This is a genomic window from Pseudomonas sp. M47T1, assembly GCF_000263855.1.
Taxonomy (GTDB): domain Bacteria; phylum Pseudomonadota; class Gammaproteobacteria; order Pseudomonadales; family Pseudomonadaceae; genus Aquipseudomonas.
In genome coordinates this window covers 1-14,111 of the sequence record NZ_AJWX01000047.1, presented here as the reverse complement: position 1 = coordinate 14,111, position 14,111 = coordinate 1, and the positions used below count along the sequence as shown (strand labels likewise).

10 protein-coding genes, 1 rRNA gene and 4 pseudogenes are annotated in these 14,111 nt (G+C 58.8%); 4 read left to right on the top strand and 11 right to left on the bottom strand.

All coding sequences use genetic code 11. The annotated features are described in order from the left end of the window. The first annotated feature begins 9 nt into the window (after nucleotides 1-9). Together rrf and PMM47T1_RS30030 are read left to right on the top strand one after the other, a co-directional pair. Nucleotides 10-125: ribosomal RNA gene (gene rrf / locus PMM47T1_RS28290) — 5S ribosomal RNA — on the top strand. A gap of 234 nt (nucleotides 126-359) precedes the next feature. Next, entirely contained in the window at nucleotides 360-497 is a 138-nt protein-coding gene (locus tag PMM47T1_RS30030) for a hypothetical protein (protein WP_157213101.1), read from the top strand. A 148-nt stretch (nucleotides 498-645) separates the two neighbouring features. Here the strand turns inward: PMM47T1_RS30030 and PMM47T1_RS28285 are convergent, their stop codons facing one another. From PMM47T1_RS28285 to PMM47T1_RS29615, 4 genes and pseudogenes are all read right to left on the bottom strand, one after another. Beyond that, a complete protein-coding gene (locus tag PMM47T1_RS28285; protein WP_008375725.1) occupies nucleotides 646-1,626 on the bottom strand; it encodes an IS5 family transposase in 981 nt (326 codons plus the stop codon). Between the two features lie 134 nt (nucleotides 1,627-1,760). After that, a pseudogene (locus PMM47T1_RS30535) lies at nucleotides 1,761-1,981 on the bottom strand (transposase); the annotation flags it as partial. A gap of 128 nt (nucleotides 1,982-2,109) precedes the next feature. Further along, the gene (locus PMM47T1_RS28280; RefSeq protein WP_043301649.1) at nucleotides 2,110-2,460 is read right to left on the bottom strand and encodes a hypothetical protein; all 351 of its coding nucleotides are present in this window, start codon (nucleotides 2,458-2,460) and stop codon (nucleotides 2,110-2,112) included. Between the two features lies 1 nt (nucleotide 2,461). Next, nucleotides 2,462-4,033: pseudogene (locus PMM47T1_RS29615) on the bottom strand (RHS repeat-associated core domain-containing protein); the annotation flags it as partial. Nucleotides 4,034-4,314: 281 nt separating this feature from the next. On the opposite strand from PMM47T1_RS29615, the gene PMM47T1_RS28265 reads away from it, so the two are divergent. Both PMM47T1_RS28265 and PMM47T1_RS28260 read left to right on the top strand, forming a co-directional pair. Further along, nucleotides 4,315-4,587 (top strand): DUF3077 domain-containing protein, encoded by a 273-nt coding sequence (locus PMM47T1_RS28265; protein WP_008375719.1) that lies wholly within the window; start codon nucleotides 4,315-4,317, stop codon nucleotides 4,585-4,587. A 120-nt stretch (nucleotides 4,588-4,707) separates the two neighbouring features. Continuing rightward, nucleotides 4,708-4,932, top strand: coding sequence for a hypothetical protein (locus tag PMM47T1_RS28260; RefSeq protein WP_008375716.1), 225 nt, complete (start codon nucleotides 4,708-4,710; stop codon nucleotides 4,930-4,932). A gap of 279 nt (nucleotides 4,933-5,211) precedes the next feature. Here the strand turns inward: PMM47T1_RS28260 and PMM47T1_RS28255 are convergent, their stop codons facing one another. From PMM47T1_RS28255 to PMM47T1_RS30525, 7 genes and pseudogenes are all read right to left on the bottom strand, one after another. Next, a complete protein-coding gene (locus PMM47T1_RS28255) occupies nucleotides 5,212-5,550 on the bottom strand; it encodes a DUF7716 domain-containing protein (RefSeq protein WP_043301647.1) in 339 nt (112 codons plus the stop codon). A gap of 2 nt (nucleotides 5,551-5,552) precedes the next feature. Next, nucleotides 5,553-5,855: pseudogene (locus tag PMM47T1_RS31025) on the bottom strand (HNH endonuclease); the annotation flags it as partial. Between the two features lie 102 nt (nucleotides 5,856-5,957). Beyond that, nucleotides 5,958-10,360, bottom strand: a pseudogene (locus PMM47T1_RS28250) (RHS repeat-associated core domain-containing protein); the annotation flags it as partial. Beyond that, nucleotides 10,357-11,100 carry a DUF4123 domain-containing protein gene (locus PMM47T1_RS28245; RefSeq protein WP_008375714.1) on the bottom strand — a complete coding sequence of 248 codons (744 nt, stop codon included), beginning with the start codon at nucleotides 11,098-11,100 and terminating at the stop codon, nucleotides 10,357-10,359. The pseudogene PMM47T1_RS28250 and the gene PMM47T1_RS28245, both read right to left, overlap by 4 nt. Then, nucleotides 11,090-13,132: a type VI secretion system Vgr family protein gene (gene tssI / locus PMM47T1_RS28240; RefSeq protein WP_008375711.1), complete on the bottom strand. Its 2,043-nt coding sequence runs from the start codon at nucleotides 13,130-13,132 to the stop codon at nucleotides 11,090-11,092. The genes PMM47T1_RS28245 and tssI overlap by 11 nt, the downstream gene beginning before the upstream one ends. 82 nt (nucleotides 13,133-13,214) lie before the next feature. Beyond that, nucleotides 13,215-13,733, bottom strand: coding sequence for an Hcp family type VI secretion system effector (locus PMM47T1_RS28235; RefSeq protein ID WP_008375709.1), 519 nt, complete (start codon nucleotides 13,731-13,733; stop codon nucleotides 13,215-13,217). 99 nt (nucleotides 13,734-13,832) lie between these two features. Then, nucleotides 13,833-14,111 (bottom strand): hypothetical protein (locus PMM47T1_RS30525; protein WP_238536671.1); only part of this gene is annotated, 279 nt, incomplete at its 5' end.

Here is a 14,111-nt window from a genome sequence, read left to right as displayed (position 1 = left end):
ACAGAGTTTCTTGACGACCATAGAGCATTGGAACCACCTGATCCCATCCCGAACTCAGCAGTGAAACGATGCATCGCCGATGGTAGTGTGGGGTTTCCCCATGTGAGAGTAGGTCATCGTCAAGATTGAATTCCGAAACCCCCATCTGCGCATGCAGGTGGGGGTTTTGTCGTTAAGGCCCCCAAACACCTGAAGCCTCGAACACCGGACACCTAAACCTCATAGCCGCTGCAGCCAGGCTGCGCTGGTCCTCTTGACGACTCCATGAGCGAGAGAACACCGCCGGACTGCTGCGCGACGCCATCATCAGCCCCACAGCGCGCGGCGACCGCCGTTGGCCGCTACTGCACCGAGAAGCCTTGGAGGGCAACCAAGCCAACGCAGCCGCCTTGCTGTGCCACGATGCAGATCCGCAGGCGATCACGCCCGACGGCACGACTGCACTACAACTGGCCGGTTGGTCCAATATCGTCACGCCGCTGACTTCATCGCACTGACCACGCGGCACATACCGCACCTAGGGATGCTCCGATCAACTTGCCGCGCGTCAGCGGCAAGTCGAAAACCAACCCGGCAAACAGCGTTATTCGCTGAAAATCGAACGATGCCTCCTGCAAGGAGGGCGTTTCGGCCCGCTCCTCACTGTCAAGAGCGTAACTCACCCATACCCATCAGCTGTTTTCGAGCCATCCACAGATTCGACAGGGCGAACAGCGTGGTCAGCTGAGCTGTGTTTTTCATCAGCCCACGAAAGCGCACTTTCACGTAGCCAAACTGACGCTTGATTACCCGAAACGGATGCTCGACCTTGGCCCGTGTCTGAGCTTTGCAGTACTCGATCTTGCGCTTGACCTTGTAGAGCACGCTGCGCTTATTGAGCCTGGAATACGTGCTGCGCCGCGCCGCGATTTGCCAGATGACCTCACGATTTTCATGCTCTTCACGCTTCTCGACACCGGTGTATCCAGCGTCTGCATACACCGCGTTTTCTTCGCCGTGGAGCAGTTCGGCAACCTGCGTGACATCGGCTACATTAGCGGCGGTGCCATGGACGTGATGAACCAGCCCGGACTCAACGTCAGTGCCGATATGAGCTTTCATCCCGAAGAAATATGGGTTGCCTTTCTTGGTTTGATGCATCTCGGGATCGCGCTTGCCTTCCTCGTTCTTGGTCGAACTGGGAGCATGAATGATGGTGGCATCGACGATGGTGCCTTGGCGCAGCGACAGGCCTTTTTCTTGCAGATAACCGTTGATGACCGCGAGGATTGCAGGGGCCAGTTGATGCTTTTCCAGCAGGTGCCGGAAGTTCATGATCGTGGTGTCTTCAGGTATCGGGGCGCTTAAAGTCAGGCGTGCAAATTGGCGCATGGGCGTGATTTCGTAGAGCGCTTCTTCCATGGCCGGATCGCTCAGGGAGAACCAGTTTTGCAGCAGATGAATGCGCAGCATGGTTTCCAAAGGATAGGGTTTTCTGCCGCCGCCGGCCTTGGGGTAGAACGGCTCGATCAGGCCCAGCAGACCTGTCCAAGGTACGACCTGATCCATCTCGGCGAGGAAGCGTTCGCGGCGTGTCTGTTTGCGCTTGCCGGCATATTCGAAATCGGAAAAGCTCATCTGGCTCATGGGCGGCTCGGATCAGGTGGTCAGGCGTATTTCATCACATTTGGGGACTTGTTCGGAGATTCCCTAGATGTAACGCTGGCTGAGCTTTCGACATTTTTTGAGCTCCACTCTTCCGCAGAGCTCGTACATGGACAGGTTCCCCGATTACGCCAGTCCCGGAAACGCTGATAAACCGTTGACCAAGGGCCGAACTCGTCAGGCATGTCCCGCCACGCGGCACCGGACCGGAGGATCCAGAGCACGCTATCAAGCATCCTGCGGTCGTCATCCTGGGCCGGCCTCTGGTACGCCTTTTAATGAAAGGGTCAGCGACCAAGCCCCACGCTTCATTAGAGATTTCGTATCGATTTGCCATCACAGGATTCCCTTCCTTGGATAGCAGTCAACTCTACAAAATCTCCAGGCCGAAGGGGGAGTGGGGGAACTTTCTTGAATTTCGTACAGAGCCTAGCGATTTTTTATTTCGCTGACGTGAAAGGTTTTTTACTCAAAGAAACCATGATTTTCGTCTAAGACGTTAAGTACGCTGGACTCTTCTACATAGTATTTTCTCAGGTCTTCAGCCTTAATGTCTCCCCAGTTTTGGTTTGAGCTGATCTCTATATATATAAGTGGCACTTTTCTAGACCGGAAAAAATTTACTATGTCTCGGATTTCCTTTTCACGTTCAACATGATCGTTTCCAAAAAGTTCGCAGGTGTAAAATAGCCCCTTATCGCCCATAGCAAGCTTTTTTTGCGATCCTATCAGCGACATCTTTAACCGTCGATGCAAAAATTTTGCGGCCTCTATATCCGATGTAGAGTTTGCTGCGGCGATGCTTATCTTCGACACTTTAGAAATCCTCAGGGATATGTGGGTTCGCAGGGACACCTTGTGTTTCATTGCGGAAGTTCCCTCCATGCCACCGATAAAGATGCTCGTCCCGCGTCACGGCACGTATATTCCAAGCTTTATCTGCTAATTGTGGGTAACTTAGTGCGTTATACATGTGGTGCCCCTCCATGGGCTTACCGTCATAGGTTGGCGTTTTTCCGGCCTTTAATTGCTCGACCTGTTCTGGGGACCAGTTTCGTGTACCAGGTTCGCCATTTCTAACCGCGCTCCTTTCCTGTGACCAAAAGCTAGCAACGCCTTTTCGACGGAGGTTTGCAAATCTTCTACTCCAGTCTAGCTGAGAGTATTCTTCTTTCGACGCAGTCCTATCAGCTACTTTTGCTTGAATGGTTTTTTTCTGAGAGGCACTTAGAGGTTGGTACGGTGTGTCGTAGCTTGGAACAGATGGCTCGCCTTCGCTAACCGCTGGAGCTGTAGTCGCCGAATCAGTTTCTGCTGCGGTCGGCGTGCAATTTGGCCCGCCCGGACACGTATCCAACCCCAACGGATCCACCCACCCCGTAGGGTTAGGCACATACCGATAGTTGTTCAACCCCCCCGCCAACTTAATCGGGTCAGGCGTCAAAAACCTTCCTGTCCCCGGATTGTAGTACCGATGCCGGTTGTAATGCAGCCCCGTCTCCGCATCGAAATATTGCCCCTGAAACCGCAGCGGGTTCTCCACCTCCGCCACTTCCAGCTTCTTGACGCTGCCGTACGCACGGTAGTGCGCCGACCACATGATCGCCCCCGTACCCGAGGTCAGCTCCTGAGGCGTACCCAGGTGGTCCAGCTGGTAGTAATAGGGCAGGGCGGCGGCCGGGCCTTCACCGTCAACCATCGCCAGCGGCCTGAACGTCCCCGGCTCATACACGTAGCTGCGATAATGCCCCGCCGCCGATTCGGCAATCAGCCGCTCGCCCTGCCAGATGAACTCGGTGGTTTTGCCGCCAACGGTCTTCTCGATCCGCCGCCCGAACGCGTCGTACCGGTAAGTCGCCACCTGCCCATTGGGCAGCCGCGCTTCCACCAGCCGGTGCTGTGCGTCGTAGCCGTACTCGGTGACCAGGCGCTGCCCGGCGCCGCGGCGTTCGCGGCTGAGGTTGCCGTAGGCGTCGTAATCGTAATGGGCATCGCTTTGCATCAGCAGGCGGTTGCCCTGCACGTTGACGCGGTTGCCATCCACGGCGGGGGCCTGGCTGAGCAGGTTGCCGGCGGGGTCGTGGCTGAAGGCTTCGGTCAGGTCGCCGCGTACGCTTACCAGGCGGTCGAGCGGGTCGTAGTGGTATTCGCGCAGGCCTTTGCGGCTGTCGCTGATGCGCGCCAGGTTGCCGTTGGTGTCGTAGTCGTAGAAGCGGGCCAGCAGGCGTTGTTGGTGCTGGGTGACCTTGTGTTCGGTGAGGCGGCCCTGTTCATCATATTGGTACTGGCTGAGCAGTTGGCCTTGCTGACGCTGCTGTTCACGCCCGGCGCTGTACTGGTGGCGGGTGAGCGGTTGGCCGTTGAGGTCAATGGCGCTGAGGTTGCCGCCGGGGTTCGACTGGCTTGCGATATCAGTAGTCGAGCGTTACCCTGACCCTGTCGCTGCACATTCAGCGATCGGACTTGGCGGTCCGGTTAGTAGGCGCAACAGCGCCGCATACTCACTATCGCAGGCGTTTTTTTACGCCCGTGATTTTGTGTCATGGCGGGTTGCGCGTGGACTTCTTCGGAAGTGCCGGTCCTACTACCGGTCCGCCAACCGTGCGCAATCCGCCACCCAACTGCTTGGCGGCAGATGGAGGCGGCTCTTAATTTAGTAGGGAAGCAAATATGTCAGACATATCAGAGCTTGAGACTGCAGGTGTCACATCCTTCGCTCGCTGCGGTGACGGCGAACACCGCTTATTTTCGATCAACCCGCACATCCCAGCAAACGTTGCGCTCGAATACGCCTCGATGCTGCAGAATTGTGCCAGTCAGCTGATGCTGGATGCCGCAATGGGCGAGGGCGAGCGGCATATTGCGTGGGCTGCGTTCTACATGGGTGAAATGGCTGCGGCGATTGTCGACGATGTCAGCATCCGAAACCCATCACTGCCTTAGCAAGACATAGTATGTTCGCCCCTTGGAGTGGTCATTCAGGGGGCAAGCCAGAAGAGTAGGTCAGGACTGAGCGGGCGATAGCGGATCATTGGCTGACGACGACGGTACCCAAATCCTCCCATGCTGAGCCGTCTCCTCGCGGTGCGCTTTTTCGATGCGACACAGGATCTCTTCTCCCAGCAGCTCCCTATCTACTTTTTGTCCGTCGGTGGTACGGAACCCGCCATAGTTAAACCCAACCAGATGCTTGCGAAACCCATTTCCTTGAAAGCATCAGCCATTTTCATCGGCGCCCAACAGCGCTTCCTGTCGAAGTGGGGCAATGTATCGGTTTTCTGTGGATAGATGTTAAGTGCCAGCCCGAGCTGCATATACTGCCAAGTGCTGAATCGCTCGGCTTCGAAGCTTTCGATGCAGGCGTATGGCACGCTGCCGCCAGGTTCTTAGGTTTTTCTCTGCGATGTATAGTGATGCGATTTGAATGATGGGAACAAAGTTGTAGAGGCTAGTACACCACTTAAAATGCTTCCCAAAAAAGAAGAAGAATCTGTGTTTTGATTTGGTGTTGACAGGCAGGGAGAGCTGACTAGGCCCCCCTTTCTTTTAAATGGTAGCTGCGCCTAATTATGTTAGCGGCATGAATGTGTCGTGTTCGTCATAATAGTTTATGGCGGCTAAAATCTCCTCGTTAGTAACTTTTGGGTTTTGCATTGTTGCATTACTTATTACGTCTTCCAGTAGCTCGTCTCTAAACCAAAAGTGTAGCTTTGCTTCTGTGACAGTATCAGGAAATACCTCATCATCATCGTCGGTTATTTCTGGATAGTCATCAATCACGCACGGTGTGCTGAGTTTGGCGTTTTCGCTTGGAATGGAACCGTAAACACAAAATGCCAAACTTTTCTCATTTTTTCTGATATTATTTATAAGCTGGTCTAGCGTCAGTTTTTCAGTATAAAACATATTTACTCCGTCTTTATTTCGCCTTTGCGACCTGCCCGGCCCCCACCCCATATGTCTCGCCCGCCTTTTCCTGCCGGGTGATAAATAGAATGCTGCTTAGAGTGATCGCCTCGGTGCACTAATTGTAGTAGGCCAGGTGTTTCATGATGGTGCCAAGTGTATCCGGTGGGGCTGGAGCCCATCTTTCTTTTAGGGTCATCGAGCCATTGCTTCAAATCAGGATTTCGGCTCAGCAGATCTTTTCGGAACGTTGGGTCTTCGTTGGTTCTCGCTATGAGTTCTTTATTGGCTCGGTTGAACTGTACCGAGTCGCTTTTTAGATAAAGGTCTTCAGGCATAGTATAGTCATGAAAAGAATGGAACTGGCGAGCAGTTCGTTGAGAATCTGGCGCGTCCGATTCGTTCTTGTTCACTGAAGGCGTAGGTTCAACGCCTCCACTTTCACTAGGGGCGCACGGACACGTGCTAAGCCCCAACGGATCCACCCACCCCGTAGGGTTAGGCACATACCGATAGTTGTTCAACCCCCCAGCCAACTTAATCGGGTCAGGCGTCAAAAACCTTCCTGTCCCCGGATTGTAGTACCGATGCCGGTTGTAATGCAGCCCCGTCTCCGCATCGAAATACTGCCCCTGAAACCGCAGCGGGTTCTCCACCTCCGCCACTTCCAGCTTCTTGACGCTGCCGTACGCACGGTAGTGCGCCGACCACATGATCGCCCCCGTACCCGAGGTCAGCTCCTGCGGCGTACCCAGGTGGTCCAGTTGGTAGTAATAGGGCAGGGCGGCGGCCGGGCCTTCACCGTCAACCATCGCCAGCGGCCTGAACGTCCCCGGCTCATACACGTAGCTGCGATAATGCCCCGCCGCCGATTCGGCAATCAGCCGCTCGCCCTGCCAGATGAACTCGGTGGTTTTGCCGCCAACGGTCTTCTCGATCCGCCGCCCGAACGCGTCGTACCGGTAAGTCGCCACCTGCCCATTGGGCAGCCGCGCTTCCACCAGCCGGTGCTGGGCGTCGTAGCCGTACTCGGTGACCAGGCGCTGCCCGGCGCCGCGGCGTTCGCGGCTGAGGTTGCCGTAGGCGTCGTAATCGTAATGGGCATCGCCTTGCATCAGCAGGCGGTTGCCCTGCACGTTGACGCGGTTGCCATCCACGGCGGGGGCCTGGCTGAGCAGGTTGCCGGCGGGGTCGTGGCTGAAGGCTTCGGTCAGGTCGCCGCGTACGCTTACCAGGCGGTCGAGCGGGTCGTAGTGGTATTCGCGCAGGCCTTTGCGGCTGTCGCTGATGCGCGCCAGGTTGCCGTTGGTGTCGTAGTCGTAGAAGCGGGCCAGCAGGCGCTGTTGGTGCTGGGTGACCTTGTGTTCGGTGAGGCGGCCCTGTTCGTCGTATTGGTACTGACTGAGCAGTTGGCCTTGCTGGCGTTGTTGCTCGCGGCCTGCAGCGTAGCTGTGGCGGGTCAGCGGTTGGCCGTTGAGGTCGATGGCGCTGAGGTTGCCGCCGGGCTCGTGGCGATAGTCCAGGGTGCTGCCATCGGGTAGCCGCGCATGGCTGAGCTGGCCCAGGGCGTCGTAGCGGTAGTGCAGGGTGGCCCAGCCTTGGTGCTCGGTGGTCAGGCGGTCCTGCAGGTCGTATTCGTAGGCCAGCGGCCAGTGGCCGTCGTCAACGTTGACCAGGCGGCCGAGGGCATCGTAGCGGTAGTGGATCTGCTCGCCATCGCCCAGGGTTTTCACCAGCAACCGGCCGGCGCTGTCGCGCTGGTATTCGGTGATCAGTTCGCTGCCGTCGTCGCCGAATTCGGTTTTCTTGATCAGTTGGCCGTTGAGGTCGTAGGCGTAGGCGGTGCGCCGGCCGTCGAAGCCGGTTTCCTGCTGGATCAGGCCGTTGACGTGGTAGTCCAGGTGGTATTGCTCGCCGCGTTCGTTCTCGATGTCGGTCAGCAGCAGGCGGGCGTTGTCGTAGCGGTAGCTGAGCTGGCTGCCGTCGGGGTTGATGCGGCGGCTGACCAGGTGCAGGTTGTCGGCGTATTCGTAGCGGGTCACGCGGCCCAGTTCGTCGCGTTCGCTGGTCAGCTTGCCGTAGGCGTTGTAGGTGAAACCGCGGGTGCCGCCGCCGGGCAGTTGCACCTGCGTTAGGCGGCCAACGGCGTTCCACTTGTACTGGGTGACGGCGCCGCGCTCATCCTGGCGGGTAATCTGCCGGCCCAGGGCGTCGTAGCGGTAGCGCCGCTGGCCGCCGTCGGGAAGTTGCTCCTCGATCAACTGGCCCAGTTTGTTCCAGGTCAGCAGGTGCTTGCTGCCGTCGGCGTAGTAGATGTCCAGCAGGCGGCCGCGGGCGTCGTAGCTGAAGCTGGTGGCGTTGCCGCTGGGGTCAAGCTGGTAGGTGATGTCGCCCTGGGCGTTGCGTTCGTATTTCCACTCGGCCTTGCCACGCTGCACCGCGCTGACGAAGCCGTTGTCGTATTCGTAGGTGGTCGGCGCGTCTTCGGCCGGCACTACGGCGGTCAGGCGGCCGGCGTCGTTGTACTGGAACTGGGTAATGGCGCCGAGTGGGTCTTTCTCCGCCACCAGCCGGCCTTTTTCGTCGTAGGCCTTTTCGCGTTCGGCGCCGTCGGGGTCCACCTGCTTGACCAGGCGGGCGTTGTCGTCGTGCACGTACACTTCCTGGCTGCCGTCGGCATTGAGCACGGTGACGCTGCCGTCATCGCCCCAGGTGTAGTGCGCGTCCATCTGCGCGAAGTTGGCCCAATGATGCACGCAGCGGGCGGACTTGCCCACGCCTTCCCATTCCCAGAAGAACCGTGCTCCGCCGGCTAGCTGGCGCAGCTGGATGACATGCTCGGCGTCGTAGGCGTACCGCTCGCTTTCGCCGACCGCGTTGGTGGCCTCCACCAGGCGTCGCTGGTCGTCGTAGCGGTAGGTCACCAGGTTCTGCAGGGTTTCCCAGGCGTCATCGACGTTGTCGGCCAGGCGGTAGGCCTGGTAGTCCACACCTACAATCACGGTGCGGTCATAGCGCAGCAGCAGGGCGCGGCCGGCACCGTTGTCGACGCGCTTGATGCGGCCCAGGATGTCGCGGTGCAGGTGCAGGCGGTTGCCGTAGGCGTCGCTGATGGCGATCAGGTTGGCGCTGTGGCGATCGAAGCGGAAGTGGTAGAAGCGCGCCTTGTCGCCGGCCTGGGTCAGGATCAGTTCGCTGGGGTCATCGCCCAGGTAGATCGCCGCCTTGGACAGGCTGTTGGTGATGGCTGGGCGCTTGACGCTGGGCAACGGGAATTCGGTGCTGCGGTTTTCGTGGTCCAGCCAGATGACCTTGTCACCTTCGATGGTCACGCGCTGGGCCAGGGCATGGCTCCAGCCTGGGCCCAGGCCGCATTCTGTTTCTACGGCTGAGGTACGGTAGAGTCGGGTCCACTCGAAGGGCAGCACACCGTCGAGCTGGCCGTCGGTGAGGGTCAGCAGTTCTTCGCCGGTGACCATCGATACGGGGCAGCCGTTGGTGCAGGTAGCGGTGCAGGCGTCGGCGGGTTTTTCATCACCATTCTTGGATTGCTTGGAGGCGTCGTCCACCTTGGTGGACTCCTCGGTGGTGATTTTTTTGTCGGTGCCTTGGGGATGTCCAGGGTATCCGGGGCAACCTTGTCGATCCCTTGTGCGGCACTGGTGATCTGCTTGGTGGTTTTGGCCGAGCTGTTGATCACCGACTCTGAAGCCGCTACCAGCGGAGTAACGGTTTTTGCGTGCGCTGGCAGCTTGTGGCTGGTGCTGATATCGACCAGTGCCTGCACGGCGTCCTGCAAGAACATCTTGGCGCCGGTTTTGATACCCGCTGCGCCGCCGGAAACCGTCATGCGCACGGCCAGGCCAACACCCCCGGACAGCACGACCCCCAATACGAAATTGATCAGGAAGTCGGTGGTAAATTCACCGATGGCTTCGGCCACCATGGTGGGCGGCAGGAGCTCTACCCAAGTGAGCAGCGCCATGGTGTACAGGTACATCAACAACGGGTCGCTAAGCATCGTCAGCGCGGTAGACAGCAACTGGTCAGCCTGGGCCTTCAGTTTCTTGAAGTCGGCTTCGTTGATCATGGTCAGCAACTTGGCCATGTTCTGGTCCAGGTTGGCCAGAATGGAAAACGCCTTCTTGATGTCATCCCACAGTGATGTCAGCGCTTTCTTGATGCCATCGCGCAGTGCTTGATTGGCCTGTGCCAGGCGCTTGGGGTCGCTGACGGGGGCGAATTCTTTCCATTTGGGCTGGATGCTGCTTTGCCACTGCTGGTTGAGCCAGTTGTAGAGGCTGGCCATGATGCCGTCGTATGAACCATACAGGGCGTCGAGTTCAGCTTGGCCGACTTGTGGGTAGAACCTGAGGCGATACTGCTGGTTGGGAATACAGCCCTGGATCACCGCCATGCCCAAATTATCGAGGTTACCGCTAAACGACTCCGCAGTGCCTGAGGCGCCGTTGACCGGCTCCATGACATAAGGCGTATTGCCAATGGGCACGAATGTCGATGAGTCGAAACGGTGCAGCAATGTCAGCTTGCCGTTTACCGGGCAGGTCGCGTAGGTCTCGACTTTCTTGTCGTCCTTGTCGACGTCTTTTTTGCTGAGCGTGCTGACCTCGTCGCTGACGCGGATTTCCTGGTCGATATCCATCGCCCAGCCGGTCAGAAATCCGTCGGCCAGTTCTTTGTAATGGGTGAGGGTGTTGGCCTTGAAGTCGGCCAGCATCTTGTCGGCATCTGGTGGCGTGGCGCTGAGCACGTAAGCGTCAAAGATAGCCATGATAGGGTTGAGGTTCATTTCAGGACTTCCTGTTCCAGATAGGCTCTGACACGCGTGCTAAGCGTTTCTTGCGGGGTGGCGGCGCGCTTTACGAAGTGGGTTATTTTCAGGCGCAGGTTGGTTTCCGGCAGGGCGAAGTACAGGGGGGCATGCTCTTCGCGCAGCCATTGCATCAAGTTGTCTACAAGCGTGGAGGGGTCTGTCTCAATTAGCCGGTCCAGCAACGCTTGTGGTACTTCCCACCAGGGATACGGTTGTGCATCCCGCACTACGCCGACGCCGCTGTGCACCGCGTTACCATTGATCCAGTACCGATCGAACACCGGCAGCACCTGAGCACTGCCCGCGCCCAGGTGCTCAAGGATTGGTAGCAAGTGCCGCCCATCCCAGAAGCGGAAAAATACTTCGGTACCGCCTGGCATGATCACTTGGGTCAAGCCGCGCAAATGTTCAGCCACTAACTGCGGCGCACACCGAGAAACGCCCAGCCAGCCCCAGTCCTGCTCTTTACAGCTATCGATCCAGTCCAGCAGTGGGCTATCGACCTTCAACTGGTCGACGTACGGCATCACTTCCTTCCATCCGGCATAGGGCGTGCCGCCCCAGATTGGAATGGGCGCAGTGGGGGTGGCCAATTGGTAGTAGCGTACCAGCGGTTGCGCGTCGCTGGCGCTGCCCAACACCACGTAGAGATGTTCGCCAGCTGCCAGCGGGTGTTGCTCCAGCCATTGCTTGGCGCTTAATGAATCAGATGGCACAGGCACCGTCCTTGCACTTCTCACACTCCTCGCAGAACGGCGCATTGCGCTTCAGCGTATTAATCTGCGCGGGCGTCAGCAGCGCCCCGGCCACGGCATTGGCTGCCTGCTTGAGCAACCCCGGCAACAACGCCGCAATCGCCGTACCCACCCCCGCGCTGCCACCCTGGTTCATCTTGATGGTGGCGCCGCTCAGGGTGACGCCACTGCCGTCAACCTTGATAAAGCTGCCCCCGGCTTTCAGCGTCAGCTCGGCGCCGGCTTCCAGCACCACCTTCTGCCCGCTGCTCAGGTGAATCTCCTGCCCAGCCTCAATGAACTGGCCCACGGCGATTTTCAGGTGCTGGTTCTGGCCCACGGTGAGGTGGTCGTCGGCCCGGGCCTCGACTTTGCGGTCCAGGTCGACGGTGAAGTGCTCCTCGGCCTTGAACTCGGTGTAGCTGTCGGCTTCGACGGTGTCGTGGCGCTGGTTGCCCACGCGGATTTTCTGGTCGTGCTCGATGTTCTCGTCCCAGTCGCGCTGGGCGTGCAGGTAGATCTGTTCCTGCCCGGCCTTGTCCTCGATGCGCAGCTCGTTGTAGCCGCCGCCACCGGGGCTGCTCAGGGTCTTGAACACGCTGCGGGTCTTGTTCGCCGGCAGGTTGTACGGCACCTTGTTTTCGGCGTGGTACAGGCAACCGGTAACCAGCGGCTGGTCGGGGTCGCCCTCCAGGAAGCCCACCAGCACTTCCATGCCCACCCGCGGGATGGCCACGCCGCCGTAGCGGGCGCCGGCCCAGGCGCTGGACACCCGCAGCCAGCAGCTGCTGTTGTCGTCGGCCTGGCCGTCGCGGTCCCAGAAGAACTGCACCTTGACCCGCCCGTAGGCGTCGCAGTGGATTTCTTCGCCGGCGGGGCCGGTGACGATGGCGCTCTGGCTGCCCATGATCCGCGGCTTGGGATGGCGCAGGGCAGGGCGGTAGAACATGTCCCAGGGCGTTGCGGTGAACTGGTTGCGGTAGCCCTGGTGGAAGTCGTCCTTGTTGCTGGTGGTGTCGCTGGGGATGGACTCCTCCAGCACCTGTGGCTGTTTGCCGTGATGCCGTACTTCGGTCAGCAGCCACAGGTCGTTCCACTTGGCCTGGGGGTGGTCGGCCATGGCCATGAAGTGGCCGCTCACCAGCTGTGCCACGTCGCTGCGCCCGGCGGCCAGGCGATAGTCGGCGCGGTGGCGCTCCAGCGCGCGGCCGGCCAGCAGCTTGCCGCGCTCGCGGTCCACGAAGCGGCCGGGGTAGTCGTAGTCTTCAAGGTCGGGGGTGAAGCGGGTCTTGCTGTCGCTTTCCAGCAGCAGGCGCGGCTTTTCGAAGTCGTAGTCGCGGCGCGTGGTGCGGGTGGTGCGGGTTTCCAGGCGCACGTTGAAGCGCTTGATCACCGGGTTGTCGGCCACCTGGCCGGAGTCCTGCTGGTAGCTGACCGGGTCCAGCTTGGGGAACACCGTCTGGTCGTCGCCGAATACCAGCGTGTGGCCGTCGGCGCTGTGCTGGAAGTGGTAGCTCAGGCCTTCCTCTTCGCACAGGCGGTTGACGAAATGCAGGTCGGACTCGTCGTACTGCACGCAATAAACGCGCTCGGGGTACGTCGCGCCCAGGTGAAAGTGGTAGGCGTCTGCCAGCATGCCGTGCTCTTGCAGCACCTGGCCGATGATCTTGTCGACCGTCATGTTCTGGAAGATGCGCTGGTTGAAGCGCTGGCCCAGGTTGGCCAGTTGCGGGCGCAGGGTGACGTGGTAGCGCGTGAAGCGCTTGCCCGAGTCACCTTGTGCGACGCGTTGGACGATGCCGTGTATGCCGCTGCCGCTGGGCGAGAAGGCCAGGAACGCGGGCTTGTGCAGCAGGTTTTCCAGCGCCAGGGAGGCGCTTTGGCTGACCAGCTCCAGCTGGAACTCGAAGGGTTGGTTGAGCGCTTCCTGGCCGGTGAATTCCAGCACGCGAAGGTCGCCGTCGAAGCCTTGGACGGTCAGATTGAACGTGGGCTGATTGGCCAGCGCGAACATCCATTGTTCCTCTAGGTCAGGGTTGGCACAAACAACATCGGCCAGAAAGCTCCGGCCGATGTTGTCAAACAGTCACGCGCGCTTAGGCGGCGACTGGGGAACGCCAGTCATCGGAACCGGAAGTACCCGAGACTTCGTGAGTCCAGGTGATCTTACGGTAGGTGAAATAGACGTCTTCCAGGTGGGTGAAGTGCGACATGTTCGGGTCCTGGCAGTTAGCCATGTTGGACTGAACGTCAACGATGATCGCGTCTTCCAGCTTGATGGTGTAGTAGTGCTCCTGGGTACCGGAGGCCGAGGTGCGGAACCACTTCAGGGTGCACTCGGTCAGGCGCTCGCCAGTGGTCAGCGCGGTGAAGATCAGTGGCGACGACTTGTCGAACACCTTGGTGATTTTCAGCGGCTTGTGCACGCGCTGGCCGGTCGGTTGGCCCGACTGCGGGTCACGCGGGATGATGACCTGGTGGTCGAAGGCCTGAACCAGGATCTCGTCTTCGTGACCTTCCTGGTAGATGTTGCCGACCGAGTCTTCGGTGAAGGTGCCGGCAGTGATCAGACCTTGCTTGGTGCCCTGGAGGGTCAGGTAGGCGGGTGTTGGCATGAAAGCTCTCCTTGCGGGGTTTAGTGTCGAATCCTGGACGGGTAAGACGTCCTGGTGACGGAATAGCAGTCAAAACCCGTGCCAGAAAATATAAATACGTTATAAATCAATCGGTTGAAAGAATTTTTCGTCGGAGAAAAGTAACGTACGACTGGTTTTTAAGGGAAAATTGCGCAAGAAGTTGCGCACTGCTGCGCAACTTCTTGCGCACTGCTCTGAAGCCCTTGATTTACGGGGGTTGTAGCGTTTGGAGGGCAGATTTTCGGTCGAGAGGTGCGCAACTTCTTGCGCATAGCGGCCAATTGCCATTACGTAGGGCAGTCTGAAGGGAAACCAGCAAATGATTTTGCGTAACGTCCAGAGATGGAATCGAACTAT

What these genes read in the sequence shown, in the direction of transcription:
- PMM47T1_RS28285 (WP_008375725.1), bottom strand. Translation starts at nt 1,626, where the DNA reads ATGAGCCAGATGAGCTTTTCCGATTTCGAATATGCCGGCAAGCGCAAA.
- PMM47T1_RS28265 (WP_008375719.1), top strand. Translation starts at nt 4,315, where the DNA reads ATGTCAGACATATCAGAGCTTGAGACTGCAGGTGTCACATCCTTCGCT.
- PMM47T1_RS28260 (WP_008375716.1), top strand. Translation starts at nt 4,708, where the DNA reads ATGCTGAGCCGTCTCCTCGCGGTGCGCTTTTTCGATGCGACACAGGAT.
- PMM47T1_RS28255 (WP_043301647.1), bottom strand. Translation starts at nt 5,550, where the DNA reads ATGTTTTATACTGAAAAACTGACGCTAGACCAGCTTATAAATAATATC.
- tssI (WP_008375711.1), bottom strand. Translation starts at nt 13,132, where the DNA reads ATGTTCGCGCTGGCCAATCAGCCCACGTTCAATCTGACCGTCCAAGGC.
- PMM47T1_RS28235 (WP_008375709.1), bottom strand. Translation starts at nt 13,733, where the DNA reads ATGCCAACACCCGCCTACCTGACCCTCCAGGGCACCAAGCAAGGTCTG.